Below are 24,595 nucleotides of genomic sequence, written 5' to 3'. Positions count from 1 at the left end.
TCCTTCGTTTGTCAGAGGGGCCGTTCAAGGTACCCCAAGCCAGGTCGATGTGCGGGCCGACCCCTTCCCGTTGTGAGCCCCGGCCGAAGCCGGGGCGCAGGATCAGCCGAGAAGTTCCTGTTCGAGCTTCTTGGCCATTTCTTCGATGTTCTCCGGCGGCCAGCCGGGGATGTCCATGCCGAGGCGCAGGCCCATCGACGACAGCACTTCCTTGATTTCATTCAAGGACTTGCGGCCGAAGTTCGGCGTGCGAAGCATTTCGGCTTCGGTCTTCTGAACGAGGTCACCGATGTAGATGATGTTGTCGTTCTTGAGGCAGTTCGCCGAACGGACCGACAGTTCGAGCTCGTCGACCTTCTTGAGAAGGAAGCGGTTGAGCTGGTTGACGTCCGATTCATCGGCGGTGGTCGGCGAAGCCGCCATGCCGATGAGGCCGCTGTCGTTCATCGCTTCTTCGAAGTGGACGAAGACCTGGAGCTGGTCCTGGAGGATGCGCGCGGCGTAAGCGACGGCGTCTTCCGGGGTCACCGTGCCGTCGGTTTCGACGGTCAGGTTCAGCTTGTCATAGTCCAGTTCCTGACCGATGCGGGCATTGTCGACCTTGTAGGCGACCTGGCGCACGGGCGAGTAGAGCGAGTCGACCGGGATCAGGCCGATCGGCGCGTCGACCGGACGGTTGGCGGTCGCGGGGACATAGCCCTTGCCGGTGTCGGCAACGAGTTCCATGTTCAGCGTCGCACCGTCGTCGAGGTGGCAGATGACGTGGTTCGGGTTCATCACCTTGATGTCGCCCGACACCATGATGTCGCCGGCCTTCACGGTCGCGGGACCGGTCGCCGAAAGCTGGAGCCGCTTCGGGCCTTCGCCTTCCATCTTGAGCGCGATCTGCTTCACGTTGAGGACGATGTCGGTGACGTCTTCACGCACGCCGGCAAGGCTCGAGAATTCGTGGAGCACGTTCTCGATCTTGATCGACGTGATAGCCGCACCCTGGAGCGACGAGAGCAGCACGCGGCGCAGCGCGTTGCCAAGCGTCAGGCCGAAGCCGCGCTCGAGCGGTTCGGCGACGAAGGTCGCCTTGCGCTTGCCGTCGCTGCCAGCCTTGATTTCCAGGTTGCTGGGCTTCTTCAATTCCTGCCAGTTCCGGATATTGACAGTCATAGACTTCCCTTTGCTTTGGGCGGGACGGGCAGGGGTCGACTGCCGCGTCCAGCGAGGATTTTATGCGGGCGGCGCCCCGGCGGGGCGCGCCCGAAGAGACGTCAGACGCGGCGGCGCTTGGCCGGGCGGACGCCATTGTGCGGGATCGGCGTCACGTCGCGGATCGACGTGATGTGGAAACCGACCGCCTGCAGGGCGCGCAGGGCCGATTCACGACCGGCGCCGGGACCCTTGACTTCGACTTCCAGCGTGCGGACGCCATGTTCGGCGGCCTTCTTGCCGGCGTCTTCGGCGCAAACCTGCGCCGCGTACGGGGTCGACTTGCGGCTTCCCTTGAAGCCCATCATGCCGGCGCTCGACCAGGCAATGGCGTTGCCCTGTGCGTCGGTGATGGTGATCATCGTGTTGTTGAAGGTCGCGTTGACGTGGGCGACGCCCGACGAGATGTTCTTGCGTTCGCGCCGACGAAGACGCTGCGGTTCACGAGCCATGATATATTCCTAACCTAATCCTGAATGGCCGGTGGCGGGCGGTGCGCCGCTGCCCCGGCAGGGGAAAGAAACAAGGAAGCGCACCCGGGAGGACGCGCTCGACCTTACTTCTTCTTGCCGGCGATCGGCTTGGCCTTGCCCTTGCGGGTGCGCGCATTGGTGTGCGTGCGCTGGCCGCGGACCGGAAGGCCCTTGCGATGACGCAGGCCGCGATAGCAGGCGAGGTCCATCAGGCGCTTGATGTTCATCGCCGTGGTGCGGCGAAGGTCACCCTCGACCGTGTGGTCGGCGTCGAGCGTTTCGCGGATCTGCAGGATTTCGGCGTCCGAAAGGTCCTGAACGCGACGCGTGTGGTCGATGCCCAGCTTGTCGGCGATGTCGACTGCAGTCTTGCGACCGATGCCGTGGATGTAGGTGAGCGCGATGATTACGCGCTTGTTGGTGGGCAAATTGACGCCCGCGATACGTGCCATGGGGTACTTTCTCCTGCTCCACAGGGCCCGTGGCAATCGGCCCCATCTCAAAGCGTCTGATTTTCCAACGCAAAAAACGGACCACGATGCGCACACAGGCGCTTCGCCGTCCGGTCAGGCTGTCGGAATGCTCGCGCAACTAAGGTGAGTCGCCTCGATTGTCAAGCGAAGTGCGGTGGTTTGCGCCGCGTTCGATACGGTTTCAGCTACGCTGAAACGAGCGGCACCAGCCCGCTCCCCCACCCGGCCTCCCCGACGATAGTAGCCTATGGGAGGCCGGGTGGGGGAGCGGGCTGGTGCCGCTTCACTCCGTGGATGTAAGAGCGACGGCGCGATCATGCAAGCGGGCGACGACGGCCCGGTGGATTCCGGGGGCGCAGGCGATGACGCCGAAGGCTTGCGCGCGCGGCGTGTTGAACTTCAACGGGTCGCCAAAGGCATCGGTGACGGTCGCGCCGGCCTCGCTGGCGATCAGCGCCGCCGCGGCGACGTCCCACTCGAAGCCCCAGCGCAAGGTCGCGACCAGATCGGCGCGGTCGTCGGCGACGAGCGCCATGCGCAGCGCGATGCTGTTCGGCTTGGTCACCATGATCAGGTCGCGGTCGATCTTGGGCAGGCTGTCGGCGGGGACGCGCGATCCGTCGAAGATCATCCGCCGGCTCGCGCGCAGGCTCTCGCCGTTGAGCGTCGCGCCCTTGCCCTTTTGCGCGACCCACAATTCGTCGAGCGCGGGGGCATAAAGCACCCCGAGTTCGGGGGTGCCGTCGATGACGAGCGCGACCGACACGCACCAGCCCGGACGGCCGCGGATGAAATCGCGCGTGCCATCGATCGGGTCGACGCACCACATCGCGCGGCACGACAGGCGGTCTTCATTGTCGGCGGTCTCTTCGGACAGCCATCCTGCCTCGGGCACCATCGCGCCGAGCACCGCCTTCAGTCGCGCATCGACCGCGAGGTCGACGTCGCTGACCGGGTTGTCGTGCGACTTGTGCCAGACATCGACCGGCCGCCCCTCGCCGCGCCAGCGCGCCATCGCCATGTCGCCGACCTCGCGGGTCGCGGCGATTACGGCTTCGAGGTTGCGGCCCGGCAAGGGCTCAGCTCGACGCGACGGTCATGCCGTCGATGCGCAAGGTCGGCGCGTTGGTGCCGTGCCGGAATTCGAGATCGTTCGCGGGGACCAGCGCGGCGAACATGTCGATCAGATTGCCCGCGATCGTGAATTCGGCGATCGGCCCGGCGAGTGCGCCGTCCTTGATCAGGAACCCCGATGCGCCGCGGCTGTAGTCGCCCGTCACCGGATTGACGCCCTGGCCGATCAGCTCGGTGATATAGACCCCGTCGGCGATGCCCTCCATCAGCGCGGCGGGCGTCACGCTGCCCGGCGCAAGGTTCAGGTTGCTCGCACCCACCCCCGAAGCACCGCCGCCGCGGCTGGCGTGACCGGTCGGGGTCAGGCCGAGCTGCTTCGCCGAGGCGGTGTCGAGCAGCCAGCCGGTGATCTTGCCGCCCTCGACCAGATTGCGCGCCGCGGTGGGCAGTCCTTCGCCGTCGAAGGCGCGGCTGCGCAGTCCGCGCGGGCGGTGGGGTTCGTCGCGGATGACGATGCTGCTGTCGAACAGCGCCAGATCTTCCTTGCCGAGCAGGAAGCTCGTCCCGCGCGCGATCGCAGGGCCCGCGATCGCGCCGAGCAGATGGCCGACGATGCCGCCGCTGACGCGCGGGTCGAGCAGCACGGGCAGCTTGCCGTTCGGCGCCTTGCCCGGGTTCAGCCGCGCGACGGCACGCGTGCCGGCGCGGTGGCCGATGTCGGCGGCGCTTTCGAGGTCTGCCAGATGGTGCGCGCTGTGCCAGCCATAGTCGCGCTGCATGTTTGCGCCTTCGCCGGCGATGACGCTCGCCGACAGGCTGTGGCCGCTCGACCCGTAACCGCCGGCAAAGCCGTGGCTGGTCGCGAGCGCGAAACGCGTGCGGCTGTGGCTCGCGCTGCCGCCTTCGCTGTTGGTGACGCCGTCGATGGCGCGCGCGGCCTCCTCGGCCGCCAGCGCGGCCTCGCGCAGTGCCTGCGGATCGGCTTCGCTGCCGTCGTCGAGATCGAAGTCGGGAATGGCGCCCTTGAACAGCAACTCTTCGGGGGCGAGGCCGGCATAGGGATCCTCGGGGGCTTCGCGCGCCATCGCGACGCAGCGTTCGACCAGCTTGGCGAGTTCGCCCGCATCCATGTCGGCGGTCGACACGCTGGCGCTGCGCTGGCCGACGAAGACGCGGAGCGAAATATCCTGCCCCTCGGACCGCTCGACATCCTCGAGCGCGCCGAGCCGCATCGAGACCGAGGTCGCGGCGTTGCAATAATAGAGTGCGTCGGCGGCGTCGGCGCCGGCCTTGGTCGCGGCGTCGCACATCATCTGTGCGCGGTCGAGGGCTTCGGAAACGGTCAGCATGTCCGCGCCCTAACCGGCGCAGAGCAAAGCGTCAAAATCTAAGTCCGATTAGCGGATGATCGCCGCGATCGCGTCGGATGCAGCCACTGCACCGCTGATCCACAGGAAGGGCAGCGTCAGCGCGGCGACCCACAGGCGGCGGACGTCGCGGCGGAAACGGGCGTGGAGGCCCCAGCTCGCAAGCGCCTGGCGGCTGAGGTGATACCAGCGGCGCTCGGTCGAACGCGCGACGGGAAGTGCGAGTGCCAGAAGCATGATCAGCGCGACGACGATGAAGGCGGACGGCGCCCCGGCGGCGACCGCACTCATGACAAGCCAGATCTGGAGCGCTGCAAAAGCAAGGAGGGCGGCGGCGGCATGCCATGTCATTCGGCGGCCGAGACTCCGTGCCGGCGGCACGCTGACTGCCGTGCGCCTCCACAGGCGCGGTCCGAATGCTGATGCCATGTTACAGCCCCCTTAGGCTGGCGATTCCCAGAACCGCACGTTTTGCCCCAAAAATTCCCAAGTCAAGACAGGTTGCCAGCGATTCGTTAATTTTTGCACTCAACTCGGCGCGGATTCGCAACCAAATCGCGTCAGGCCGCGAAATTGCTGCAAGAACGGCCATATTCGTCGCGTTGCCGGCTCATAATTGCGGTCAATCGTCGAGGCGGACGGACGGTTGGTCGACTTGCTTCCGGGGCGGACGGCGGTAGCGTCTAGGCCAGATTCGTCCATTTCAGGAAACCGGGGAAATCACTCATGCGTCAACTCGCCGTTCTGGCCGCAATTGTCTTGCCCTTGGCACCCGCGCTGGCGGCCGAGGGAGACGCGTCTGCCGTCGAACCGAAACCCGCCGCGCTTGTCGCCAACGGCGTGCCCGCGGTCCCCGCGGCGCTGGCGGCGGCGACCCGGCCCTATCTCGAATATCGCACCGCGGCCTTCGTCGGCTGGAACCCCGCCGACCGGTCGATGCTGATCGCGACGCGGTTCGGCAATACGGCGCAGCTTCACCGCGTTGCGCACCCGCTCGGCGCGCGCGAGCAGCTGACCTTCGAGGCCGAACCGGTATCGCACGGGCGCTGGTCGCCCGGGGCCGGCGACCTGATGCTGGTCGAAAAGGACATCGGCGGCAGCGAATTTTACCAGATCTTCGCGATGAAGGACGGCCGGCTGGCGATGCTGACCGACGGCAAGAGCCGCAATTCGTTCGACGCGTGGAGCAAGGACGGCAGCCTTATCGCCTTCACCTCGACCCGCCGTAACGGCCGCGACAATGATATCTATATCATGGACCCGCGCGATCCCGCATCGGCGCGGCTGGTGGGGCAAGTGGATAGCAACGGCTGGTCGGTCGCCGCCTTCGCGCCCGACAAGAGCTGGCTTCTCGTCACGCGTTCGGCGTCGGTCGAAAAGACCGACCTGTTCCGCCTCGACCTTACGAGCGGGAAGATGACGCCGATCGGCGATCATGCGAAGAAGATTGCCTTCAGCGGCGCTTCCTTCGCGCCCGACGGCGCGATCTGGGTGGCGAGCGATGACGGCAGCGACGTCCAGCGCCTCGGCACGCTCGATCCCGCGACCGGCAAGTTCACCCCGCGCGGGCCCGCAGAAAAATGGGATGTCGAGGCATTCGATATTTCGGGCGACGGACGCTTCATCGCCTATGCGGTCAACGAAGCGGGCGTGAGCAGGCTGCGCGTACTCGACATCGCGAGCGGTCGCGCGCGTACGGTCGATGCGCTCCCTGCGGGCGTCATCGGGCATATAGACATCGCACCGTGGGGCGCCATCGGCATCGGTTTCACGTCGGCGCGCAGCGCGGCCGACGCCTATAGCATCGACCCCGAAACGCTCGCCGTAACGCGCTGGACAAAGAGCGAGACCGGCGGGCTCGATATCGCGCGCAACGTCGAACCCGAGCTGGTCAGCATCAAGAGCTTCGACGGCACCGCGATGTCGGGCTTCCTCTATCGTCCCGACCCTGCGAAATTTCCGGGCAAACGGCCGCTGATCATGCACGTCCACGGCGGGCCCGAAAGCCAGTGGCGCCCCGAATATCTGGGCAGCACCAACTATATCGTCAACGAGCTGGGGGTCGCCTATTTCTATCCGAACGTCCGCGGCTCGACCGGTTACGGCAAGCGCTTCGTCGGGCTCGACAACGGTCCGTTCAAGCGTGAGGACAGCGTCAAGGACATGGGGGTGTTCCTCGACACCCTCGCCAAGGATCCACAGCTCGACGCGTCGCGCTTCGGCCTGACCGGGCGCAGCTATGGCGGCTATATGTGCTACGCCGCCGCAACGCATTTCGCCGCCAAGCTGCGCGCGAACCTGTGCGTCGTCGCCATCTCCGACTTCGTGACCTTCCTCGAGAATACGCAGGAATATCGCCGCGACCTGCGCCGCGTCGAATATGGCGACGAGCGCGATCCGGCGCAGCGACGAAAGCTCAAGGAAATCTCGCCGCTCACGCGCGTCGCCGACATCCGCAAGCCGCTGTTTGTCGTCACCGGCGCCAACGATCCGCGCGTGCCCGCGTCCGAGGCGGACCAGGTCGTCGCCGCGGTGCGCAAGGGCGGCGGCACCGCCTGGCACCTGGTGGCGACGAACGAGGGGCACCAGTGGGGCAAGAAGGAGAATGTGGACTACACATTCTGGTCGTCGCTGCTGTTCTGGCAGACCTATTTGCTGAACTGACGGGGCGCGTCATCCCGCACCGGATAGCGGGGCGGGAATTGCGCGCGCGACCGCGCGCCGGAACGCCGGGTCAGTTCTTCGGCGGAACCGGCAGGTCGGCCGCGTCGGACTCGTGGGGCGCCGCGGGGGCGGGCGCCTGACCGCTCGCCTGGCGCTCGAGCTCCTCGGCCGCTTTCTGCCGTTCGGCAAGTGCGCGTTCCTCGGCGACCACCGCGGCTTCGACTTCGTCCGCTGCGGCGTCGATACCCGCGATGCGTTTGGCGCGCTCGTCGGCGATCATCGCCTGCCAGTCGGTCTTGTCGGCCGCCTTGCGTTCGGCCTTCGCGCCGGCGACCAGCGCCTGCGTGCAGCCGGTGAAGCCGCCAAGGCCGGTCGGCGAACAGCTGTCAGTGCCGAAGCGGCCAACGCGTTCGAGCGCGACGACCTTGTTCGCCCACGCTTCGTTGCGCACATCGAGCGGGTTACCGCGCAGCATCGGCGGGACGCGGTAGCGCTCGGTTTCGGGCAGGCGGTTACAGACGACGATTTCGTCGGGGCTCGACTGTTCGCACTTGTCGTTGCCATAGACGATGACCTGGTTGATCTTTTCGGCGTCCACCGACTGCTGCGCCGCGGCGGGCATGGCGGCGGCGCTACCGGCGAGGATCAGCGCGAACAGGGGGAGGCGGGTCATCTGGATCTTCCTTTGTCGTTTCAGGCGGCTTGGCAGCCCCTGTCTGCACCCGTCGTGAACGGCGAGCGCTATTCTATCAGATACGTTTCGACAGCGCGATGGCTGCACGGCAACCGGCGCGGATCGCGAAGCTGAGGACCGGATAGCCGGGCGCGCTTTCGGCGCCGGCCGCCAGCGCGGCTTCCTTGTGCTCCAGCTCTTCGGCGCGAAACTCGTCGACCGCGGCGCTGAGTTCCGGGTCGCTGTCGCCCAGTTCGTCAAGCTGGTGCCGGTAATGGCGATCGATCTCGGTCTCGACGGCGGCGGTGCACGCCATCGCGGCGCGCGGCCCCATCGCCGCTGTCACCGCGCCGAGGGCGAAGCCCGCGACCTTCCAGACGGGCTGGAGCGCGGTCGGGCGCACGCCGCGCTTCGCGATCATGTCGTCGAAGAATTTGCGGTGCCGCTCTTCCTGTTCGGCCATATGCGCGATCTCGCGCGCCATCGGATGGCGGTCGCCCATCACCGCGAGCTGGCCGGCATAGATGCGCGTGGCGCCATATTCGCCCGCCTGGTCGACGCGGATCATCGATGCGGTGCGCTTGTTCGTCATACCGCCGATGTGGTCTTCCGGCGCAGCAAGGTCAAGACAAGTGCGGCGGCGCCAAGCGAGAAGATCGCGTTGAAACCCGCAAGCGAGATGCCGAAAAGCGTCCATTGTGCGGTGTCGCAGCGGATCAGCGGCGCATTCATGATCGAATCGAGCGATACGGGGCCGGCGGCGCCGGTCGCGCAGGTCGTAATGCCTTCCCAGAAGCCATATTCGACCCCGGCGTGGAAGACGCCGATTGCACCGCTGATCGCGATTCCGATGGCGGCGAGCAGGGTAAGCGCGCGCATCGCCTTGTCATTGCGGCGGAGCAGCAGTGCGAGCAGCGCGAGCACGATCGCCGCCTGATGCGGCCAGCGCTGCCAGTAACACATCTCGCACGGGTGCAGCCCGAAGCCATATTGCGAGACGAGCGCGCCGCCATAGAGCAGAAGCGGCGCCAGGAACGCGACGACGGGCGCGGAAAGCCGCGAGTTCAACATGCCCCGAGCCCCTTAGTTGCGCGCGGTCGGCTTGGCGGGCTTGGCCGGCGGCTTGCCGCCCTGCGCCATGCGCGGTGTGACGGGGCCGATGCGGCCGATCGTCTGCAACGCATAATGGAGCTGGAAGTCCTCGATGCCCTTGGCCTTCAGGTCGGCGGCCGTCGCGGTGAAGCGCGGATCGGCCTTTTCGTCCTTTTCGAGCAGGCCGTTGTCGACCTTCTTCTCGTTGACGAGGTGACGGCGCAGGTCGCTTTCGCGGAATTTCGGCCGTGCTGCATAATCGGGGTCGGACAGCTGCGGCACGCGGATATCCGGCTCGATCCCGCCTTCCTGCACGCTGCGGCCCGACGGCGTGTAATAACGCGCGGTGGTGAGGCGCAGCGCGGTGGTGTCGGTCAGCGGAAGGACGGTCTGCACCGATCCCTTGCCGAAGCTGCGTTCGCCCATCACGACCGCGCGGTGCTGGTCCTGCAGTGCGCCAGCGACGATTTCGGAGGCCGAGGCCGATCCGGCGTCGATCAGCACGACAATCGGGGCGCCGCCGGCAAGGTCGCCGGGTTCGGCGAAATAGCGTTCGATATCGCCCTTCTTGCGGCCGCGCTGCGACACGATCTCGCCGCGTTCGAGGAACAGGTCGCTGATCCCGACGGCTTCGTCGAGCAGCCCGCCGGGGTTTGAGCGGAGGTCGAGGATCCAGCCGCGCGGTTTCTTGCCGAGCGATTTTTCGACCGCCATCATCGCGGCCTTGAGGTCGGTGGTCGCGTCGGCGGAGAAGCTGGTGACCGTCAGCACGCCGACGTCGCCCGACACTTCCCATTTCACGGGCTTCAGGTCGATGATCTCGCGCGTCAGCGACAGTTCAATCGGCTTGTCCTGCCCTTCGCGGACGACGGTGATGTCGATCTTGGTGCCGGGACGCCCACGCATCTGTTCGACCGCCTCGTCGAGCGTCATCCCGAAGATGAGTTCCTTGTTGATGTGGGTGATATAGTCGCCCGCCTTGATCCCCGCCTTGTCGGCCGGGGTGTCGGCGGTCGGCGCGATCACCTTGACCACGCCGTCCTCCATCGTGACCGAGAGGCCGAGCCCGCCATATTCGCCATCGGTCTGCGTGCGCAGGTTCGAAAAGCCGCGTGCGTCGAGATAGCCCGAATGCGGGTCGAGGCTGGCGAGCATGCCGTTGATCGCGCCTTCGATCAGCTTCGAATCGTCGACGGGTTCGACATAGTTCGACTTCACTTCGAGATAGACGTCCATGAAGCGCGAAATTTCTTCCTGCGTCTTCGAATCGACGGTCGCCATCGCACCGGTGGCGAGCGGGACGAGCGCGAGTGTCGAGAGCGCGGCCGCGCCCTGCCACAAGGCAAAGCGGCGCTTCGGGGAAGGGGCGATTCTGGTCGAGTCGGTCATCTGCATCTTTCACTCAGGCGAGAGCAAGCGCGCCTTATAATCCCCGGCGCGCCATCCTCCTACGCAAATCTGCGGGCGTCAAGCGGCGCATCGCGATACACGACGGCGCCATAATGGGCGATTAACCGCCGGATCAGCCGATCATCGCGACGATGTCGACCGGATGCCCGGCGCGGCGCAGTTCGACGGTGATACGGCTGTCGTCCGATCCTGCGCGGCCGACCGGCGCGCCGGCGTCGAGCGTGTCGCCGACCCCGACCGACAGCGCGATCATTCCGGTGAGCAGCGAGACCCAGCCGCCGCCATGGTCGATGATCACGATCTTGCCATAGCCGCGATAATCGCCCGCAAAGCCGACGCGGCCGGGCGCGGGCGCGACAACCTGTCCGCCGGGACGCGCTGCGATCGTGACGCCGCGCGATCGCACGCCGCTTTCATTGACCTCGCCAAGCCCCGCGACGATGCGGCCGACGACGGGCAGGCGGTATGCGCCGCGCGCGAGTTCGGCTTCGGCGGCGGCGGGGGGCGCGGCGGCCGCGGTCACGCTGCCTTGGGGATTGCGCGGGCGCGGCAACGGCCCGGCGAGCTGCGCGAGTTCGGCGCGCACCGCGCCGTCGGCTTCGAGGCTGTCCATCAGCTCGACGATATCGCGCGCCTTTTCGCCGAGCCCCAAGGCGCGGTCGGCTTCGAGCTGCGCGCTGCTCATCAGCTCGCGCGAACGCAGCCGCCCTTCATTTTCGAGCCGGGTCAGGGCGTCGCGGCGCCCGGCGAGCTGCGCCTTGCTCGACGAGAGCGCTTTCAGCGCCACCGCCTGATGGCGCCGCGTCGTGTCGAGCAGGGCCAGCTCGCGGCGGACGCCGGCGGTGCGGCGCTCGATCACCGGCATCGCGGCGTCGATCACCGCGCGCGCGTGCACCATGTCGGACAGCGATCCGGGCTGCGCGAGCACGCTGACCGGCGGCTGGCGACTCAGTTGCTGGAGCGAGGCGGCGAGTTCGAGCAAGGGTTGTTGCTGGCGGGCAAGCTGCGCGCGCTGCGCCGAGAGGCGGCGGCTGACGAGCGCGACGCGTGCTTCGCCGGCGCTGATATCGGCCTCGGCTGACTGGATGCGCGCGGCGAGCGCTGCGCTGCGCTTTTGCAGCCGGTCGGCTTCGCTGCTCGCGGCTACCGCCTGTTTTTCGAGCAAGGCGCTGCGCGCCATCGCCGCCGCCGACTGCTGTTTGGCATCGATCAACTGCGCGCGCTCGCGTGCGGCGATCGCCTGCGGGTCGAAGATGTCGCTTTGCGCCAGCGCCAGCGCGCCGCCGGCAAAAGCCGCCGCGAAGGCGAGGGCGACGAACGCGCGCCTCACTGGCGGCCCTCGCGGTGATAGGGGTGGCCGGCGACGATGCTTGTCGCGCGCCACAATTGCTCGGCGAGCATCGCGCGCGCCATCAGGTGCGGCCAGGTCGCGCGGCCGAAGGCGATGACCTTGTCGGCGCCCTCGCGTTCTTCGGGCGTGAAGCCGTCTGCGGCGCCGAGGCAGAAGCGCGCCTCGCGTACCCCGCCATCGCGCCATTTTTCCAGCAATCGGGCAAATTCGAGCGACGACATCTGGTCGCCGCCTTCGTCGAGCAGGATCGTGCGGCTATTCTCTGCCGCGGCAGGCAGGCGCCCGCCGGTATCGGGAAGTTCCGAAATCTTCTGCGCCCAGGTCACGCGCTTCATATAGCGCTCGACCAGCTCGGCCTCGGGCCCGCGCCCGATGCGCCCGCGCGCGATGATGTGCAGCAACATGAGCGTCCGCCTAGCCGGGTGGCGGGGCGGACGTCAATTTGCCACGGTAACCGGCGGGGCGTCGCCGAACGACCACATGCGTTCGAGGTTGTAGAAGCTACGGACCTCGGGACGGAACAGGTGGACGATGACGTCGCCGGCATCGAGCAGCACCCAATCGGCATTGGGAAGCCCTTCGACGCGAACGCTGCGGCCAGCTTCCTGCTTGATCCGCTGCGCCAGTTTTTCGGCGATGGCCGAAACATGGCGCGTCGAACGGCCGCTCGCGATCACCATATGGTCGGCGATGCTGCTCTTGCCGGCAAGCGGGATGGAGATGGTTTCCTGGGCCTGGTCCTCGTCCAGCTGGTGGAGGATCAGCGCGTGGAGCGCTTCCACGCTGTCATTGGCGGGTGCGGCGCCGGAGGCGGCCCCCTGGGTGGCGGAGATCAAATGCGTCCTTTCCTGTTCGGTTCCACCAGCCATGAACGCGTCAGCGGGTCGCGCAGGGCGCGGCCTTCATAGCGTTCGAACCAGCGGGGGTTGGCCTGCCGTATCGCAGTTGCGGATCGCACATCGGGCGAAAATCGCAGGAACACGAGGGCGGGCGGTCTCCAGTCTGTCCAATGCTTCTTCTGGTCTGCGGGCCGGACAAATCGCCGCAGCCATCCCATCGCACGTCTTGCATGGGCACGGTCGTTATAGCCCGGACGCGCGACAACCGCAATCGGCATCAATCGCGCGATCCCCCGCCAGTCGCGCCACTGGGGCAATTGGACCAGATTGTCGGCACCCATGATCCAGATGAACTGGCGGTCGGGATAGCGGCGGACGAGCTTTTTGAGCGTGTCGATCGTGTAGCGCGTGCCCAGTTCGGCCTCGATAGAAGTGGCGCGGATGGGCGAGCGCCGCGCCACCCGCTGCGCCGAGCCGAGCCGCGCGGGAAGCGACGCCATGCCGGCCTTGGGTTTGAGCGGATTGCCCGGCGAGACGAGCCACCACAGTTCGTCGAGCCCCAGCGCCTCGATCGCATTGAGGCTGATCGCGCGATGCCCGCCATGCGCGGGGTTGAAGCTGCCGCCGAGGAGGCCGGTGGGGATCCGGCGTGTCAGGGCCGGACCTGTCCCGTACCGCGCACCAGCCATTTATAGGTGGTGAGCCCTTCGAGCGCGACGGGGCCGCGCGCGTGGAGGCGGCCTGTCGCGATGCCGATTTCGGCGCCAAGGCCGAATTCGCCGCCGTCGGCGAATTGTGTGGAAGCATTGTGCATGACGATCGCGCTGTCGACGCCTGAAAGGAAGCGCTCGGCGGTCGAGGCGTCCTCGGTGACGATCGCGTCGGTGTGCTTGCTCGAATGCGCGTCGATATGGGCGAGCGCGCCCGCGAGGCCGTCGACCATCGCGATCGACACGATCGCGTCGAGATATTCGCAGTCCCAGTCGCCGCTGCTCGCGGGTTCGACATGCGGGCTGAGCGCTGCGACGCCCTTGTCGCCGCGCACTTCGCATCCCGACGCGACCAGCGCGTCGACGATGGCGAGCGGCGCGGGGTAGGCGCGGTCGATCAGGATCGTCTCGGTCGCGCCGCAGACGCCGGTGCGCCGCATCTTGGCGTTGACCGCGAGTTCGACGGCTTTTGCGGGGTCGGCGGCGCCGTCGATATAGAGGTGGTTGATGCCGTCGAGGTGCGCGAGCACGGGCACGCGCGCCTCGTCCTGTACGCGCGCGACGAGGCCCTTGCCGCCGCGCGGGATGATGATGTCGATCAGCCCCTGCGCGCGGAGCATCGCGCCGACCGCGGCGCGGTCCTGCGTCGGCACGAGCTGCACCGCTTCGGCGGGCAGCCCGGCCTCGATCAATCCCGCCGCGAACGCCGCGTGGATCGCGCGGTTCGAATGCACCGCCTCGCTGCCGCCGCGCAGGATCACCGCATTGCCCGACATGAGGCCCAGCGCCGCCGCGTCGGCGGTCACATTCGGCCGGCTTTCGTAGATGATGCCGACGACGCCGAGCGGCACGCGCACGCGGCTCAGCACCAGCCCGTTGGGGCGCGTCACGCGGTCGATCTCGGCACCCGACGGATCGGGCAGCGCGGCGACATCGTCGATCGCATCGGCGATTCCGGCGAGCCGATCTTCGTCGAGCCGCAGCCGGTCGAGCATCGCGCCAGACAGGCCGTTCTTCTGACCCGCTGCCATATCTTCGGCATTGGCGGCGAGAATGTCGGCCGCGCGTGCACGAATCTGTGCCGCCGCCGCGCGCAGCGCCGCGGCCTTGTCTGCCGTCGGGGTCAGCGCGAGCCGCTTTGCCGCGGCGCGCGCGTGCGCGCCCATGTCGGCGATCAGGGCGGCGGCGTCGCCGGGCATCGGCGGGGCGGAGAGGGCTTCGGCGTTCATGGCGCCGCCCTATCACGCTTTGCTCGGGGGGCGAAAGTCCCGTTGCGCCGCTCCCCGCACCTCTCTAGGCAGGGCGCCATGAGCGGGGACATCGAAGGCATCGGGGCGGCGGTGACCGCCGGTTTGGCAGGACATGCGGTCGAGCCGCGGCACGGCGAAACGGGCGCGGCGCGCGCCGGCGCGCGCTGCCTCAATTGCGGCACCGTGCTCGCGGGCTCGCATTGCCATTATTGCGGCCAGCGCGCCGACGTGCACCGCAGCTTCGGCGCGATCGGGCATGACCTTGTCCACGCGATCTTCCATTTCGAAGGCAAGATCTGGAACACTTTGCCCTTGCTGAGCTGGCGGCCGGGCGACCTGACGCGGCGCTATATCCATGGCGAGCGCGCGCGCTTCATCTCGCCGCTCGCGCTGTTCCTGTTCGCGGTTTTCCTGACCTATGCGGTGCTCGCCATCGTCGGCAGCGGCGATTTTGCGTCCGGGGTGAACGACGGCTTGGGGCTAGACAAGGCGCTTGCAGAACAGACGCGCACCACCGCGATCACCGACAGCATGCAGCGCGAGGTCGACCGGATCGATACCGAGCTGGCGAAAAAGGGCCTGCCCGTCGCGAAACGGCAGGAATTGCAGGCTGAACGCGAAACATTGCAAAAAAGCGCGGAATATCTCGGCGTTGCGCGCAGCCGGAGCAAGGAGGAAAGGGCCGCAGATCGCGCGGCCGGGCCGCCGGTCCTCGATGATCCAGCCGAGCAGGTGAAGACAAGCACCGATTTTATCGCGCGCAACAAGATCGATACCGGTGTAGCCTTCATCGACCATGGTCTCGAAAAGGCGTTCGCGAACCCGCAACTCGTCTTCTACAAGCTACAGGCGAACGCCTATAAATTCGCTTGGGCGCTGATTCCGCTGTCGCTGCCCTTCATGTGGCTGCTCTTTCCGTTCAGCCGCCGCTTTCACACCTACGACCATTTCGTCTTCGTGACCTATTCGATCAGCTTCATGTTGCTGTTGTTCGTAGTTGTGCGTTTGCTCAACCTGACGGTTATCGGAGATCTCGCGACTTTCTTTGCGCTGCTCTATGTGCCGCTTCACATGTATCGGCAGCTGCGCGGCGCCTATCGCTCGTCGGGCTTTGGCTCGCTTGTGCGCATGATCCTCCTCTTTTTCTTTTGCCAGTTTGCAGTGATCGGCTTCATGTTGCTGCTGCTCGCGCTCGGGATGAGTGGATAGGCGCAAGACTGTAACACGGCGCGGGCATGGTCCCGGCAACGCGGGAGGACATGCGATGCACGAGCTTTGGGGCGAAATGGACCGGCGCCTGCTGATGAAGCTCGGCACCGCGGGGCTGGCTGCGCTGTCGCTGCCCGGCGCGGCGCGCGCGATGATGGCGCAGGGCTTTACCCACGGCGTCGCAAGCGGCGAGCCGGGCGCGAATTCGGTGCTGCTCTGGACGCGCTATGCCGCGGCGAACGACACGCTGCTGACGGCCGAATTGTCCGAAAGCACCGACTTTGCGCGGATCGCCGGTGGCGGCAGCGTCACGGCCAGCGGCGAACGCGATCATACGGCAAAGATCATCGTCGACGGGCTCGAACCCGGCCGCTGGTATTTCTATCGCTTCGTCGCGCCCGACGGGACGAAGTCGGTCACCGGCCGCACGCGCACATTGCCCGCCGGGCCGACGAGCGCCTTCACCATCGCGCTCTTTTCCTGCTCGAACCTGCCGTTCGGCTGGTTCAACGCCTATGCCCATGCCGCGGCGCGGAACGACATCGACCTAGTCGCGCACGTCGGCGACTATCTCTATGAATATGGCGTCGGCGACTATCCGTCGCTCAAGGACAGGCTTCCCGGCCGCGATATCCAGCCGACGCACGAAATGGTGAGCCTTGCCGATTATCGCCTGCGCTACGCCGCCTATCGCAGCGACCCCGATCTCCAGCGGCTGCACCAGCTCTTTCCCGTGATCGCGCAGTGGGATGACCATGAATTCGCGAACGACGTGTGGAAGGGCGGCGCCCAGAATCACAATGAGGGCGAAGGCGAATGGCGCGTTCGCGAGGCGGCGGCCGAGCGGGTGCACGGCGAATGGATGCCCGTCGCGGACACGCGCTGGCGCCATTATCAGGCGGGCGACCTCGCGACGATCTTCCTTCCCGAAACGCGGATCACCGCGCGCGACAAGGTCTTCGACCTCGGCGAGATATTGAAGGGGAAGGGAGATGCCGCCGCCACGCTCAGGCAATTCGCCGAGACCGGATATCGCGATCCGGCGCGGCAATTGATGGGCGCCAGCCAGGAAAGCTGGCTGTTCGACGGCTTTGCCCAATCGGTGAAGGCGGGAACGCGCTGGCAGGTCTGCGCGCAGCAGATCGTGATGGGGTCGCTGTTCACCCCGCCCGAATCGCGGGGCTGGTTCGGCGCCGACCAGCCCGATTATGTGAAACGCCGCGTCGAGGTGTCGCAGCTCGCGGCCAAGGCGGGGCTGCCGCTCAACATGGACAGCTGGGATGGCTATCCGGCGGCGCGCGACCGCCTGCTCGCCGCGGCGCAGCGCGCCGACGCCGATCTCGTCACCCTGTCGGGCGACAGCCACAATGCCTGGGCGTTCGACCTGACGCACGATGGCCGTCCCGCCGGCATCGAGATTGCGGGACACAGCGTTACGTCGCCGGGGTACGAGGCCTATACGCGCGGCATTTCGGACGCGGCGCGGGTATCGGCGCTGCGCGCGGCGTCGCCGCAGCTCAAATGGGCGAACACCGCGGACCGCGGCTATGTGACCGTGCAGCTGGCGCGCGACCGCGTGACCGCGAACTGGCACAATATGGAAACGATCCGGTCGCGCACGCCCGCGATCCGGGACACACACAGCCTCACCGCGCAGCGCGGCCGCCGCGCCTACGACGCCGCCTGACAGATCGGAGGCCACGACCGGTCGGGATCGGACACCAGGTCGATCAGGAACATCTCGCCCGACCGGTCGCCGTGCCGCTGCGCGAAGATCAGGCGGTCGCCCGTCGGAGACAGCAGCGGGCCGACCTGGAACTGCGCGGGATCGGCGGGGATGCGCCCGACCTCGACCCAGCGGTCTCCTTCGCGGCGATAGCGGTAGAGGTGCGAGCGGTCACCGCGGTCGGACACGGTGATCATCGTCTTGCCGTCGCGCGAAATCTCGGCCTCATACTCGTAACCGCCTCCGCTCACCGGCGGGCCGAGGTTGGCGACGGTCCATTCGCCCGGCCGGGCTTCGGTCGCGACATAAATGTCGCCGCCGCCAGCACTGCCTTCGCGGCTTGAACCGAAATAGAGTCGGCCGTCGGCGTCGGTGCGCGGCAGGAGTTCGGCAGCGGGCGAATTGACGGGCGCGGGCAGGCGCTGCGGTTCGCCCCACCCGCCATCGATGGTGCGCTCGACATACCAGATGTCGAAATCCTCCTTCGCGGACGCGTGGCGCGACGAGATATAGTAGAGCCGCTGGCCGTCGGGAGTAATGAACGGGTCGGCCTCGATCACCGGTAACGGCATCGCGAAGGACGGCGGCACGGGCTTGCCCCACACGCCATTTTCGCAGCGCGATTGCATCAGGCGATAATTCCGGAAATCCTTGTCGGCGGCGAGATAGACCATCGTCTGTCCGTCGGGGGCGAAGGTCGGCGAGGATTCGTAGCCGGGTCCCGAGATGGCGGCCGGGGTCCATAATGTGGCGACAATTGACGTGGGCGTGTCTGCGGCGGCGGTGCATCCCGCGAGCATCGCGAGGCAGAGAAGCGCGGGCGCGCGGTCGGCAAAGGTCATGGACTTTCTCTCCGGCAAGACGCTAGCAGAAGCGCGGCCGGTTTTTTGCCGGGGCTGCAGGCGGTTGGCTACCGCCCGATAGGCGGCGGAGGCGCCATAATGGCGGCGGGAGAGGATATGGACGCGATCGACCGGCAAATCGTGGCGATGCTGCGCGGCAACGCCCGCCTGCCGCTGAAGACGATCGCCGCGACCGTGGGCCTCGCGCGCAGCTCGGTGCGCGAGCGGCTGACGAAGCTGGAAGTGGCGGGCACGATCGGCGGCTATCACGCGCGCATCGTCGACGAGGGCGCGATCGCCGCGATCCTGCAACTGCGGCTCGCGCGAACGCCTTCGCCCGATATCGTCGCGGCGGTGACCGGCATGGCCGAAGTCGCGCGCTGCTATTCGCTGAGCGGCGAGATCGACCTGCTCGTCGAGATCGAGGCGGCCGACGCGGCGAAGCTCAATGCCGCGCGCGACCGAATCGCGCTGATAGCGGGGGTCGAGGATGTGACGACGGCGCTGATCCTGAAGCGCGACAAGGACCGCTAGGCGGCGGCGATCGCTTCGATTTCGAGCAGCCAGGCCGCGTCGTAAATGTCCGCGATGATGATCGTCAGCGCGGGCGAATGGCCGCCCAGCACCTCGTGCCGCACCCGGTAGTTCGCCTCGCGATATTGCCGGTCCGACAGGAAGACGGTGACCTTGACCAGGTCCTGCAGGGCCATGCCGCCCGCCTTGAGCTGTGCCTCGATATTGCGCCAGACGAGCCGGCACTGCTCCTCGAAACCTGCCGGCACCGCATCCTTCTCGTCGACCGGAATCTGGCCGCTCACGAACAGCCAGCGCGTCGGCGCTTCGACAAGATGCGCCTGCGCATAGGAAACGCCGGTGGGGTTGATCGCGCGGTTGGGCATGGCGGGCCTTGCTATTCCGGAGGACGGGACGGCCAGTCCCGCCAGCACCCCGGCGCAAACGATGCGGCGCGAGGGATGGAGCAGGGGCACGCGGGGCGGGTTCACCGTCCCATCTAAGGCGAAAGCGAGCGCGCGCTCCAGCGTCCGATGGGCGGCGCTCCCCGCATAACGGCGGCGCTTGACACTCATAACCATATGGCTATGAGAAACTCATAGCCAGTGAGTTATGAATTATGACACAGCCTTCGCCCGACCTTCTCTTCAAGGCGCTTGCCGACCCCAGCCGGCGCGCGCTGTTCGAGCGGCTCTGCCTCGACGGCGAGCAGACCGTGGGTGCGCTCACCGCGGGCGCGGGCATTTCGCAGCCCGCGGTGTCGAAGCATCTCGGCATTCTCAAGCAGGCGGGGCTGGTGCTCGACCGGCATCAGGGGCGCCAGACGCATTATAGCGCGCAGCAACGCGCGCTCGCGCCCCTCGTCGACTGGACGGGGCGCATGAACCGCTTCTGGGAAGCGCGGTTCGACGATCTCGAAGATTTGCTCAAAAGGATGGATCAATGACCGGCAATGACGTGCGCAGCGTGACCGTGGAGCGCGAAATCCCGCATTCGCCTGAAAAGATCTGGCGCGCGCTGACGACGCAGCACCTGATCGAGGAGTGGCTGATGAAGAATGACTTCGGGCTCGACCTTGGCCATCGTTTCCAGCTCCGCGGCGACTGGGGCCATGTCGATTGCGAGATCCTCGAGGTCGAGCCCGGCCGGACGCTGTCCTACACATGGAACCATGCGCACGACGATCCCGCCTATGCGCTGGAAAGCACCGTCACTTTCACGCTCGAGGCGACACCCGAGGGAACGCTTCTCCGCATGGAACAGGTCGGCTTCCGCCCCGACCAGAAGCAGGCCTTCGGCGGTGCCAAGGGGGGCTGGAAGATTCACCTCGAAAATCTCGAGAAGGTCGTGGCCGGGCTCGATTGATCAAACAGGGAGAAGATTATGAACTGGAGCTTGTGGATCCGGCAGTTTCACCGCTGGGTATCGATCCTCTTCTCGGCGATCGTGCTCGCGATCTTCGTGACGCTCGGCCTCGGGCAGGAGCCTGCCGAGTGGGTCTATTACCTGCCGCTGCCGCCGCTTTTCCTGCTGATATTCTCGGGCCTTTATATGTTCTTCAGGCCGTATTTCAGGAAGCGCGGCGGCGCGGCGGGCTGAACGCTCAGCCGTAGGGCGGCGTGTCCTCGAACTCGGCGAACCAAGGATAGTCGTTCGCGACGCTGACGGTGAAGTTCGCGGGGCGCTTTTCGAGGAAGCTCGACACACCCTCGGCCGCGTCGGCGCTGCGGCCGCGCGCGAAGATCGCGCGGCTGTCCCAGCGGTGCGCGCTCATCGGGTGCGGCGCGCCGAGCATTCGCCACAGCATATGGCGGGTGAGCGCGACCGACACCGGCGCGCTGTGGTCGGTCAGCTCGCGCGCCTTGGCAATCGCGGCATCGACGAGCTCGCCGGGGGCGTGGACCGACTGGACGAGGCCCTTTTCATGCGCTTCCGCGGCGTCGATCAGCCGTCCCGAATAGCACCAGTCGACCGCATTCTGGATGCCGACGAGGCGCGGCAGGAACCAGCTCGACGCCGCTTCGGGGACGATCCCGCGCCGCGCGAATACGAAGCCGTAGCGCGCGGTCTCGCTCGCGAGGCGCGCGTCCATCGACAGCGTCATCGTGGCGCCGATGCCGACCGCGGCGCCGTTGATCGCGCCGAGCACCGGCTTCTTGCAGTCGAAGATGCGCATCGACACGCGCCCGCCCGAATCGCGGATCAGCGGGTGGGACCAGTCGATCGTGCCGTCGGCGGCGACGGGGCTTGCCGATATGCCTTCGGGCAAAGTCGCCGCCTTGTCGGTGCGCTTGTCGTAATCGAAGGTCGCGGCGCCCTGACCGAGGTCGGCGCCGGCGCAATAGGCGCGGTCGCCCGATCCGGTGAAGATCACCGCACGCACGCCGTCGTCGGCGTCGCATTCGTCGAGCGCGGCGACGATTTCGAGCATCATCTCGGTGGTAAAGGCGTTCATCCGGTCGGGCCGGTGCAGCGTCAGCAGCGCGATGCCCTCATGCTTGTCGAGGCGAATCTGGTCGAAGCTCATCCATCTCTCTCCTTGGTTTCGGCCCAGCGTTGCAAGCGACGACGTCCAACGCAAGCACTTTACGTAAACGTAAGGCAAAGGGTGTCATGCCGGGGATGACGCGCCCGCCCTTTGTCGCTATAGGCGCCCCATCGCCCCGGCGGCGCGCCTCCTGCTGAGTCGCTTTGCCGGGGTCATTCATTTGGTTCCGGCAGAAAGTTTGAACGCCATGTCCCGTCGCCGCCAGATCTACGAAGGCAAAGCGAAGATCCTGTACGAAGGCCCCGAACCGGGCACCTTGATCCAGTATTTCAAGGACGACGCGACCGCGTTCAACGCGCAGAAAAAGGGCACGATCAGCGGCAAGGGCGTGCTCAACAACCGGATTTCGGAGCATGTCTTCACGCTGCTCGGCAACATCGGCGTGCCGACGCATTTCATCCGCCGCCTCAACATGCGCGAGCAGCTGATCCGCCAGGTCGAGATCGTGCCGATCGAGGTGATCGTGCGCAACGTCGCCGCGGGCACGCTGTCGAAGCGCCTCGGCATCGAGGAGGGGACGCAGCTTCCCCGCACCTTGATCGAATATTGCTACAAGGACGACGCGCTCGGCGATCCGCTCGTCGCCGAAGAGCATATCGCCTGCTTCAACTGGTGCAGCCAGGACGAGCTTCACGACATCCAGGACATGGCGATCCGCATCAACGACTTCATGTCGGGCATGTTCGCCGCCGTCGGCATCCGCCTCGTCGACTTCAAGCTCGAGTTCGGCCGCCTTTACGAGGGCGACTTTAGCCGCATCATCCTCGCCGACGAGATCAGCCCCGATGGCTGCCGCCTGTGGGACATGACGACGAACGAGAAGCTCGACAAGGACCGCTTCCGCCGCGATCTCGGCGGCGAAGTCGAAGCCTATCAGGAAGTCGCGCGCCGCCTCGGCCTGCTCCCCGAGGGCAGCGAAAATGCCGTGCTCGACCTCGAAAGCCACCGGAAGAAAAAAGGGAGCTGATCCGGGCGTAAGCCGGACCAGCCAGCGCAATACAGGAATCCCGGCTTTTGCCGGGGTTCTTATTTGTGCTTCAGATATTGATGCTCGTCGGGATCAAACTCGGCTGCAGGTACGGGTAAGGCTGCATCCGTTCGCTATTGCGCGCGGCGATCTCCGCCTCGACGCCCTTGAGCGCCGCCTGGAACCAGGCGAGCGGGCCTTCGGCCGCGGTCACGCGCGGGTCCTGGAACCACGTCGGGTATGGAAAGGCATTGCTGCGGTAATCGCCGAGCGGCCGGTAATGCACCGATCCCAATAGTTCGAGCACATTGAGCTGTTCGAGCGCGAGCGCCATCGGCGGCATCATCGTGAGCCAGCCCGCCTTGTCGTGCCCGCGTTGCCCGTTCGGCGCCGCCTGCCAGCCCGCGCCGGTGATCGCGGGCGCGAACGCCATGATGTCCTTTTGCGGGAAGTTGACCGCCGCGTGCTGCGCGCTCGCGGTGAACATCACCATCGTGCAGATTTCGGCAAGCTGTCCCCGCGTCGCGATCGGACCGAAACCCTTGATCTTCGCTTCGCCGGCGAGGCACGCGGCCCACGCAGTGAGCTCGGTATCGGCGGCGACGTCGGCGTCGTGCGCATAATAAAGGTCGACATATTGGCGCGCCCATTCGTGGATCGCGTCCCACACGAGCAGCGCGTCGTCGCGGTACGGATAATCTTCGAGCGCCGAATCGACGCCGACGCCGCGCGCAGCGAAGTCGGCGCGCGGCATCTTGCCGTAAAAGTCGAACGCGAGCCGCGCGTCGACCGCGGCGAGCTGGCTCGAATTGATCGTGCCCGCGAAAATATGGTCGATCGGGCCGTTCGCGGCGATCAGCGACGTCGCCGCCTGTTCGTTGATGAACAAGGTGCCTTCGAAATGGGGCAAGAGCAGCGCCCAGATCGGGTGCACCTCGGCGAGGTGGCGGTGCGTTGCGACGGCGAAGGCCTCGATCACGAGATGCGTGCGCGCGAGGTGGGTGAAGAGTTCGTGATAATTGCCGTCGGCGACCGCGACGACGAACTTCGCCATTTCCCATCCCCATTGCTTGTCGGCGACAGGGGAGTGGGTGAAGATCGCATAATCGATCGGGTCCTGCCCGCACTGGATCGCGACGGGAACCAGCGACGATCCGCCCGGCGGGATCGCGAACAGCGCCATCGGTTGCCAGGCATATTTGGCGAGGCCGCCGTAGGTGCCCGGGTCGAGTATTTCGAGCGGCTTGTAATCGAGCAGGAAGAGGCGTCCGTCGGCGAGCGCGGCGCCGAGCGTGTCGCCGTTGACGACCGCGCTATATTTGGCGGCGCTCAGCGGGAAATTGGCGGGCAGCGCGTCGCCGACCGCGGCGATCAGCATATTGTTCGGTCCCTGCACGCGCAGCCGGGCAAATTCGCTGTCGTCCTGGAAGGTATAGGATATTCCCGGTACCGGCAGCGTCGCGAACAGCGCGCGATAGGCCTCGACGCTGCGCGGGGTCTTGCTGCCGAGTCCGGCAACCTCTTCCTCGTCGACCTTCATCAGCTCTTCGAGGCGGTCCTTATAGCCCTGGAGCAGCGCGACATGCGCGTCGCGTTCGGCGGCGGCGACGGCATTTTCGACATCGCCGATCAGCCGCTCGAAAATATTGCCGCCGCTGTGGACGCCATGCTCGGTCGCGATCTTCGCCGTCGAGGCTTCGATCGCATCGCATTCGGCGAGCGCGGCTTCATAATCGGCGCGCGGGGTGTCGAGTTCGCCCTTATCCACCCCGCCGAGCTTCACCGTCAGCGCGTTGCGCACGATGTCGATCCCGACGCCGATCAGGATCGCGAACCACGCGATCGTCGGCTCGTCATTCTTCGGCACGCTGGTCGCGAGCGGCACGCCGGGCAGCGTCGGGACCTCGGTCGTCCACGTATAGATCGCCTGCGTTGCCGCGAGCTGCGCGATGCGCGCCGCCTGCTGCGCGGGCGTATCGTCCTGCGGCAAGGTCGGATCGCTTGCCGGCATCGGGACGGCGGGCGCGGTGGTGGGCGAGGTCAGCGGCGGCATCGGATAGGACATGGTGTGGCTCCTGTCGGGCGCGGAAAAATTTGGCGCCGCTTGTCGCTGGACATGGTTAATATTTCGCAAGTCATCTATGCGGGCTGCACCGCCTAGGTATGTGATAAGACGAGGTTTCGATCCTTAACCCCTGCTTTACTCGCGCTTGC

At 66.6% G+C, this 24,595-nt stretch carries 27 protein-coding genes; 8 read left to right on the top strand and 19 right to left on the bottom strand.

Annotated features, from left to right (window positions below; genetic code table 11):
* Positions 1 to 102: 102 nt before the first annotated feature.
* From ACIPPQ_RS17420 to ACIPPQ_RS17395, 6 genes are all read right to left on the bottom strand, one after another.
* Positions 103 to 1,161: a DNA-directed RNA polymerase subunit alpha gene (locus ACIPPQ_RS17420; RefSeq protein WP_058803170.1), complete on the bottom strand. Its 1,059-nt coding sequence runs from the start codon at positions 1,159 to 1,161 to the stop codon at positions 103 to 105.
* A gap of 101 nt (positions 1,162 to 1,262) precedes the next feature.
* On the bottom strand, positions 1,263 to 1,652 hold the full coding sequence (rpsK, locus tag ACIPPQ_RS17415) for a 30S ribosomal protein S11 (protein ID WP_003040416.1): 390 nt from the start codon (positions 1,650 to 1,652) through the stop codon (positions 1,263 to 1,265).
* 104 nt (positions 1,653 to 1,756) lie between these two features.
* The gene (gene rpsM, locus ACIPPQ_RS17410) at positions 1,757 to 2,125 is read right to left on the bottom strand and encodes a 30S ribosomal protein S13 (protein ID WP_077031818.1); all 369 of its coding nucleotides are present in this window, start codon (positions 2,123 to 2,125) and stop codon (positions 1,757 to 1,759) included.
* Positions 2,126 to 2,429: 304 nt separating this feature from the next.
* Entirely contained in the window at positions 2,430 to 3,221 is a 792-nt protein-coding gene (locus ACIPPQ_RS17405; protein WP_446545327.1) for an inositol monophosphatase family protein, read from the bottom strand.
* A 4-nt stretch (positions 3,222 to 3,225) separates the two neighbouring features.
* The gene (locus tag ACIPPQ_RS17400; RefSeq protein WP_446545326.1) at positions 3,226 to 4,569 is read right to left on the bottom strand and encodes a TldD/PmbA family protein; all 1,344 of its coding nucleotides are present in this window, start codon (positions 4,567 to 4,569) and stop codon (positions 3,226 to 3,228) included.
* Between the two features lie 48 nt (positions 4,570 to 4,617).
* The gene (locus ACIPPQ_RS17395; protein WP_446545325.1) at positions 4,618 to 4,938 is read right to left on the bottom strand and encodes a hypothetical protein; all 321 of its coding nucleotides are present in this window, start codon (positions 4,936 to 4,938) and stop codon (positions 4,618 to 4,620) included.
* A gap of 375 nt (positions 4,939 to 5,313) precedes the next feature.
* Between ACIPPQ_RS17395 and ACIPPQ_RS17390 the strand changes: the two genes are divergently transcribed.
* Positions 5,314 to 7,251 carry a prolyl oligopeptidase family serine peptidase gene (locus ACIPPQ_RS17390; RefSeq protein ID WP_446545324.1) on the top strand — a complete coding sequence of 646 codons (1,938 nt, stop codon included), beginning with the start codon at positions 5,314 to 5,316 and terminating at the stop codon, positions 7,249 to 7,251.
* Positions 7,252 to 7,321: 70 nt separating this feature from the next.
* Here ACIPPQ_RS17390 and ACIPPQ_RS17385 read toward each other — a convergent pair whose 3' ends face one another.
* The 9 genes from ACIPPQ_RS17385 to ACIPPQ_RS17345 form a co-directional block, all read right to left on the bottom strand.
* Positions 7,322 to 7,924, bottom strand: coding sequence for a hypothetical protein (locus ACIPPQ_RS17385; protein ID WP_446545323.1), 603 nt, complete (start codon positions 7,922 to 7,924; stop codon positions 7,322 to 7,324).
* A gap of 76 nt (positions 7,925 to 8,000) precedes the next feature.
* On the bottom strand, positions 8,001 to 8,516 hold the full coding sequence (locus ACIPPQ_RS17380; protein ID WP_446545322.1) for a demethoxyubiquinone hydroxylase family protein: 516 nt from the start codon (positions 8,514 to 8,516) through the stop codon (positions 8,001 to 8,003).
* The gene (locus ACIPPQ_RS17375) at positions 8,513 to 8,995 is read right to left on the bottom strand and encodes a disulfide bond formation protein B (protein WP_446545321.1); all 483 of its coding nucleotides are present in this window, start codon (positions 8,993 to 8,995) and stop codon (positions 8,513 to 8,515) included. The genes ACIPPQ_RS17380 and ACIPPQ_RS17375 overlap by 4 nt, the downstream gene beginning before the upstream one ends.
* 12 nt (positions 8,996 to 9,007) lie before the next feature.
* Positions 9,008 to 10,405, bottom strand: a complete 1,398-nt coding sequence (locus ACIPPQ_RS17370; protein WP_446545320.1) for a S41 family peptidase — start codon at positions 10,403 to 10,405, stop codon at positions 9,008 to 9,010.
* 133 nt (positions 10,406 to 10,538) lie between these two features.
* The gene (locus tag ACIPPQ_RS17365; RefSeq protein WP_446545319.1) at positions 10,539 to 11,756 is read right to left on the bottom strand and encodes a murein hydrolase activator EnvC family protein; all 1,218 of its coding nucleotides are present in this window, start codon (positions 11,754 to 11,756) and stop codon (positions 10,539 to 10,541) included.
* Entirely contained in the window at positions 11,753 to 12,181 is a 429-nt protein-coding gene (locus ACIPPQ_RS17360) for a 23S rRNA (pseudouridine(1915)-N(3))-methyltransferase RlmH (protein ID WP_446545318.1), read from the bottom strand. Before ACIPPQ_RS17360 ends, ACIPPQ_RS17365 begins: the two co-directional genes overlap by 4 nt.
* 33 nt (positions 12,182 to 12,214) lie before the next feature.
* Complete coding sequence (rsfS, locus tag ACIPPQ_RS17355) at positions 12,215 to 12,646, bottom strand: ribosome silencing factor (RefSeq protein ID WP_446545317.1); 432 nt, start codon at positions 12,644 to 12,646, stop codon at positions 12,215 to 12,217.
* Positions 12,610 to 13,305 carry a nicotinate-nucleotide adenylyltransferase gene (locus tag ACIPPQ_RS17350; protein ID WP_446545316.1) on the bottom strand — a complete coding sequence of 232 codons (696 nt, stop codon included), beginning with the start codon at positions 13,303 to 13,305 and terminating at the stop codon, positions 12,610 to 12,612. Before ACIPPQ_RS17350 ends, rsfS begins: the two co-directional genes overlap by 37 nt.
* On the bottom strand, positions 13,269 to 14,555 hold the full coding sequence (locus ACIPPQ_RS17345) for a glutamate-5-semialdehyde dehydrogenase (protein ID WP_446545315.1): 1,287 nt from the start codon (positions 14,553 to 14,555) through the stop codon (positions 13,269 to 13,271). Before ACIPPQ_RS17345 ends, ACIPPQ_RS17350 begins: the two co-directional genes overlap by 37 nt.
* Positions 14,556 to 14,633: 78 nt before the next feature.
* Here ACIPPQ_RS17345 and ACIPPQ_RS17340 point away from each other — a divergent pair, with 78 nt between their 5' ends.
* Positions 14,634 to 15,785 (top strand): DUF3667 domain-containing protein, encoded by a 1,152-nt coding sequence (locus ACIPPQ_RS17340; protein ID WP_446545314.1) that lies wholly within the window; start codon positions 14,634 to 14,636, stop codon positions 15,783 to 15,785.
* A 55-nt stretch (positions 15,786 to 15,840) separates the two neighbouring features.
* Positions 15,841 to 17,472 carry an alkaline phosphatase D family protein gene (locus ACIPPQ_RS17335; protein ID WP_446545313.1) on the top strand — a complete coding sequence of 544 codons (1,632 nt, stop codon included), beginning with the start codon at positions 15,841 to 15,843 and terminating at the stop codon, positions 17,470 to 17,472.
* Here the strand turns inward: ACIPPQ_RS17335 and ACIPPQ_RS17330 are convergent.
* Entirely contained in the window at positions 17,457 to 18,353 is an 897-nt protein-coding gene (locus ACIPPQ_RS17330) for a hypothetical protein (RefSeq protein WP_446545312.1), read from the bottom strand. The two genes, ACIPPQ_RS17335 and ACIPPQ_RS17330, sit on opposite strands and share 16 nt — an antisense overlap.
* 99 nt (positions 18,354 to 18,452) lie before the next feature.
* Between ACIPPQ_RS17330 and ACIPPQ_RS17325 the strand changes: the two genes are divergently transcribed.
* Entirely contained in the window at positions 18,453 to 18,887 is a 435-nt protein-coding gene (locus tag ACIPPQ_RS17325) for an Lrp/AsnC family transcriptional regulator (RefSeq protein ID WP_446545311.1), read from the top strand.
* On the opposite strand, the gene ACIPPQ_RS17320 is transcribed toward ACIPPQ_RS17325, so the two are convergent.
* Positions 18,884 to 19,357, bottom strand: coding sequence for a RidA family protein (locus ACIPPQ_RS17320; protein ID WP_446545310.1), 474 nt, complete (start codon positions 19,355 to 19,357; stop codon positions 18,884 to 18,886). The two genes, ACIPPQ_RS17325 and ACIPPQ_RS17320, sit on opposite strands and share 4 nt — an antisense overlap.
* Before the next feature lie 128 nt (positions 19,358 to 19,485).
* Here ACIPPQ_RS17320 and ACIPPQ_RS17315 point away from each other — a divergent pair, with 128 nt between their 5' ends.
* Genes ACIPPQ_RS17315 through ACIPPQ_RS17305 form a run of 3 tightly spaced genes read left to right on the top strand, consistent with a single transcriptional unit; the run spans position 19,486 to position 20,465 of the window.
* Positions 19,486 to 19,812 carry an ArsR/SmtB family transcription factor gene (locus ACIPPQ_RS17315; protein ID WP_446545309.1) on the top strand — a complete coding sequence of 109 codons (327 nt, stop codon included), beginning with the start codon at positions 19,486 to 19,488 and terminating at the stop codon, positions 19,810 to 19,812.
* Positions 19,809 to 20,231 carry an SRPBCC family protein gene (locus tag ACIPPQ_RS17310; protein WP_446545308.1) on the top strand — a complete coding sequence of 141 codons (423 nt, stop codon included), beginning with the start codon at positions 19,809 to 19,811 and terminating at the stop codon, positions 20,229 to 20,231. Before ACIPPQ_RS17315 ends, ACIPPQ_RS17310 begins: the two co-directional genes overlap by 4 nt.
* Before the next feature lie 18 nt (positions 20,232 to 20,249).
* Positions 20,250 to 20,465: a hypothetical protein gene (locus ACIPPQ_RS17305; protein ID WP_446545307.1), complete on the top strand. Its 216-nt coding sequence runs from the start codon at positions 20,250 to 20,252 to the stop codon at positions 20,463 to 20,465.
* Positions 20,466 to 20,469: 4 nt separating this feature from the next.
* On the opposite strand, the gene ACIPPQ_RS17300 is transcribed toward ACIPPQ_RS17305, so the two are convergent.
* A complete protein-coding gene (locus ACIPPQ_RS17300) occupies positions 20,470 to 21,393 on the bottom strand; it encodes a crotonase/enoyl-CoA hydratase family protein (protein WP_446545306.1) in 924 nt (307 codons plus the stop codon).
* A gap of 208 nt (positions 21,394 to 21,601) precedes the next feature.
* Between ACIPPQ_RS17300 and purC the strand changes: the two genes are divergently transcribed.
* On the top strand, positions 21,602 to 22,381 hold the full coding sequence (gene purC, locus ACIPPQ_RS17295; protein WP_093510565.1) for a phosphoribosylaminoimidazolesuccinocarboxamide synthase: 780 nt from the start codon (positions 21,602 to 21,604) through the stop codon (positions 22,379 to 22,381).
* A 70-nt stretch (positions 22,382 to 22,451) separates the two neighbouring features.
* Here purC and ACIPPQ_RS17290 read toward each other — a convergent pair whose 3' ends face one another.
* Complete coding sequence (locus ACIPPQ_RS17290) at positions 22,452 to 24,446, bottom strand: lipoxygenase family protein (protein ID WP_446545305.1); 1,995 nt, start codon at positions 24,444 to 24,446, stop codon at positions 22,452 to 22,454.
* Between the last annotated feature and the right edge of the window lie 149 nt (positions 24,447 to 24,595).

The organism is Sphingopyxis sp. LARHCG72 (assembly GCF_052871675.1).
Note: the sequence above shows the minus strand (reverse complement) of the source record. Positions and strands in the feature narration are given on the sequence as shown.

Excerpts from the sequence above, each read along its gene's own strand:
- ACIPPQ_RS17420 (WP_058803170.1), bottom strand. The coding sequence starts at position 1,161 with ATGACTGTCAATATCCGGAACTGGCAGGAATTGAAGAAGCCCAGCAAC.
- rpsK (WP_003040416.1), bottom strand. The coding sequence starts at position 1,652 with ATGGCTCGTGAACCGCAGCGTCTTCGTCGGCGCGAACGCAAGAACATC.
- rpsM (WP_077031818.1), bottom strand. The coding sequence starts at position 2,125 with ATGGCACGTATCGCGGGCGTCAATTTGCCCACCAACAAGCGCGTAATC.
- ACIPPQ_RS17400 (WP_446545326.1), bottom strand. The coding sequence starts at position 4,569 with ATGCTGACCGTTTCCGAAGCCCTCGACCGCGCACAGATGATGTGCGAC.
- ACIPPQ_RS17395 (WP_446545325.1), bottom strand. The coding sequence starts at position 4,938 with ATGACATGGCATGCCGCCGCCGCCCTCCTTGCTTTTGCAGCGCTCCAG.
- ACIPPQ_RS17390 (WP_446545324.1), top strand. The coding sequence starts at position 5,314 with ATGCGTCAACTCGCCGTTCTGGCCGCAATTGTCTTGCCCTTGGCACCC.
- ACIPPQ_RS17385 (WP_446545323.1), bottom strand. The coding sequence starts at position 7,924 with ATGACCCGCCTCCCCCTGTTCGCGCTGATCCTCGCCGGTAGCGCCGCC.
- ACIPPQ_RS17380 (WP_446545322.1), bottom strand. The coding sequence starts at position 8,516 with ATGACGAACAAGCGCACCGCATCGATGATCCGCGTCGACCAGGCGGGC.
- ACIPPQ_RS17375 (WP_446545321.1), bottom strand. The coding sequence starts at position 8,995 with ATGTTGAACTCGCGGCTTTCCGCGCCCGTCGTCGCGTTCCTGGCGCCG.
- ACIPPQ_RS17370 (WP_446545320.1), bottom strand. The coding sequence starts at position 10,405 with ATGACCGACTCGACCAGAATCGCCCCTTCCCCGAAGCGCCGCTTTGCC.
- ACIPPQ_RS17360 (WP_446545318.1), bottom strand. The coding sequence starts at position 12,181 with ATGTTGCTGCACATCATCGCGCGCGGGCGCATCGGGCGCGGGCCCGAG.
- rsfS (WP_446545317.1), bottom strand. The coding sequence starts at position 12,646 with ATGGCTGGTGGAACCGAACAGGAAAGGACGCATTTGATCTCCGCCACC.
- ACIPPQ_RS17350 (WP_446545316.1), bottom strand. The coding sequence starts at position 13,305 with ATGGCTGGTGCGCGGTACGGGACAGGTCCGGCCCTGACACGCCGGATC.
- ACIPPQ_RS17345 (WP_446545315.1), bottom strand. The coding sequence starts at position 14,555 with ATGAACGCCGAAGCCCTCTCCGCCCCGCCGATGCCCGGCGACGCCGCC.
- ACIPPQ_RS17340 (WP_446545314.1), top strand. The coding sequence starts at position 14,634 with ATGAGCGGGGACATCGAAGGCATCGGGGCGGCGGTGACCGCCGGTTTG.
- ACIPPQ_RS17335 (WP_446545313.1), top strand. The coding sequence starts at position 15,841 with ATGCACGAGCTTTGGGGCGAAATGGACCGGCGCCTGCTGATGAAGCTC.
- ACIPPQ_RS17330 (WP_446545312.1), bottom strand. The coding sequence starts at position 18,353 with ATGACCTTTGCCGACCGCGCGCCCGCGCTTCTCTGCCTCGCGATGCTC.
- ACIPPQ_RS17325 (WP_446545311.1), top strand. The coding sequence starts at position 18,453 with ATGGCGGCGGGAGAGGATATGGACGCGATCGACCGGCAAATCGTGGCG.
- ACIPPQ_RS17315 (WP_446545309.1), top strand. The coding sequence starts at position 19,486 with ATGACACAGCCTTCGCCCGACCTTCTCTTCAAGGCGCTTGCCGACCCC.
- ACIPPQ_RS17310 (WP_446545308.1), top strand. The coding sequence starts at position 19,809 with ATGACCGGCAATGACGTGCGCAGCGTGACCGTGGAGCGCGAAATCCCG.
- ACIPPQ_RS17305 (WP_446545307.1), top strand. The coding sequence starts at position 20,250 with ATGAACTGGAGCTTGTGGATCCGGCAGTTTCACCGCTGGGTATCGATC.
- ACIPPQ_RS17300 (WP_446545306.1), bottom strand. The coding sequence starts at position 21,393 with ATGAGCTTCGACCAGATTCGCCTCGACAAGCATGAGGGCATCGCGCTG.
- purC (WP_093510565.1), top strand. The coding sequence starts at position 21,602 with ATGTCCCGTCGCCGCCAGATCTACGAAGGCAAAGCGAAGATCCTGTAC.
- ACIPPQ_RS17290 (WP_446545305.1), bottom strand. The coding sequence starts at position 24,446 with ATGTCCTATCCGATGCCGCCGCTGACCTCGCCCACCACCGCGCCCGCC.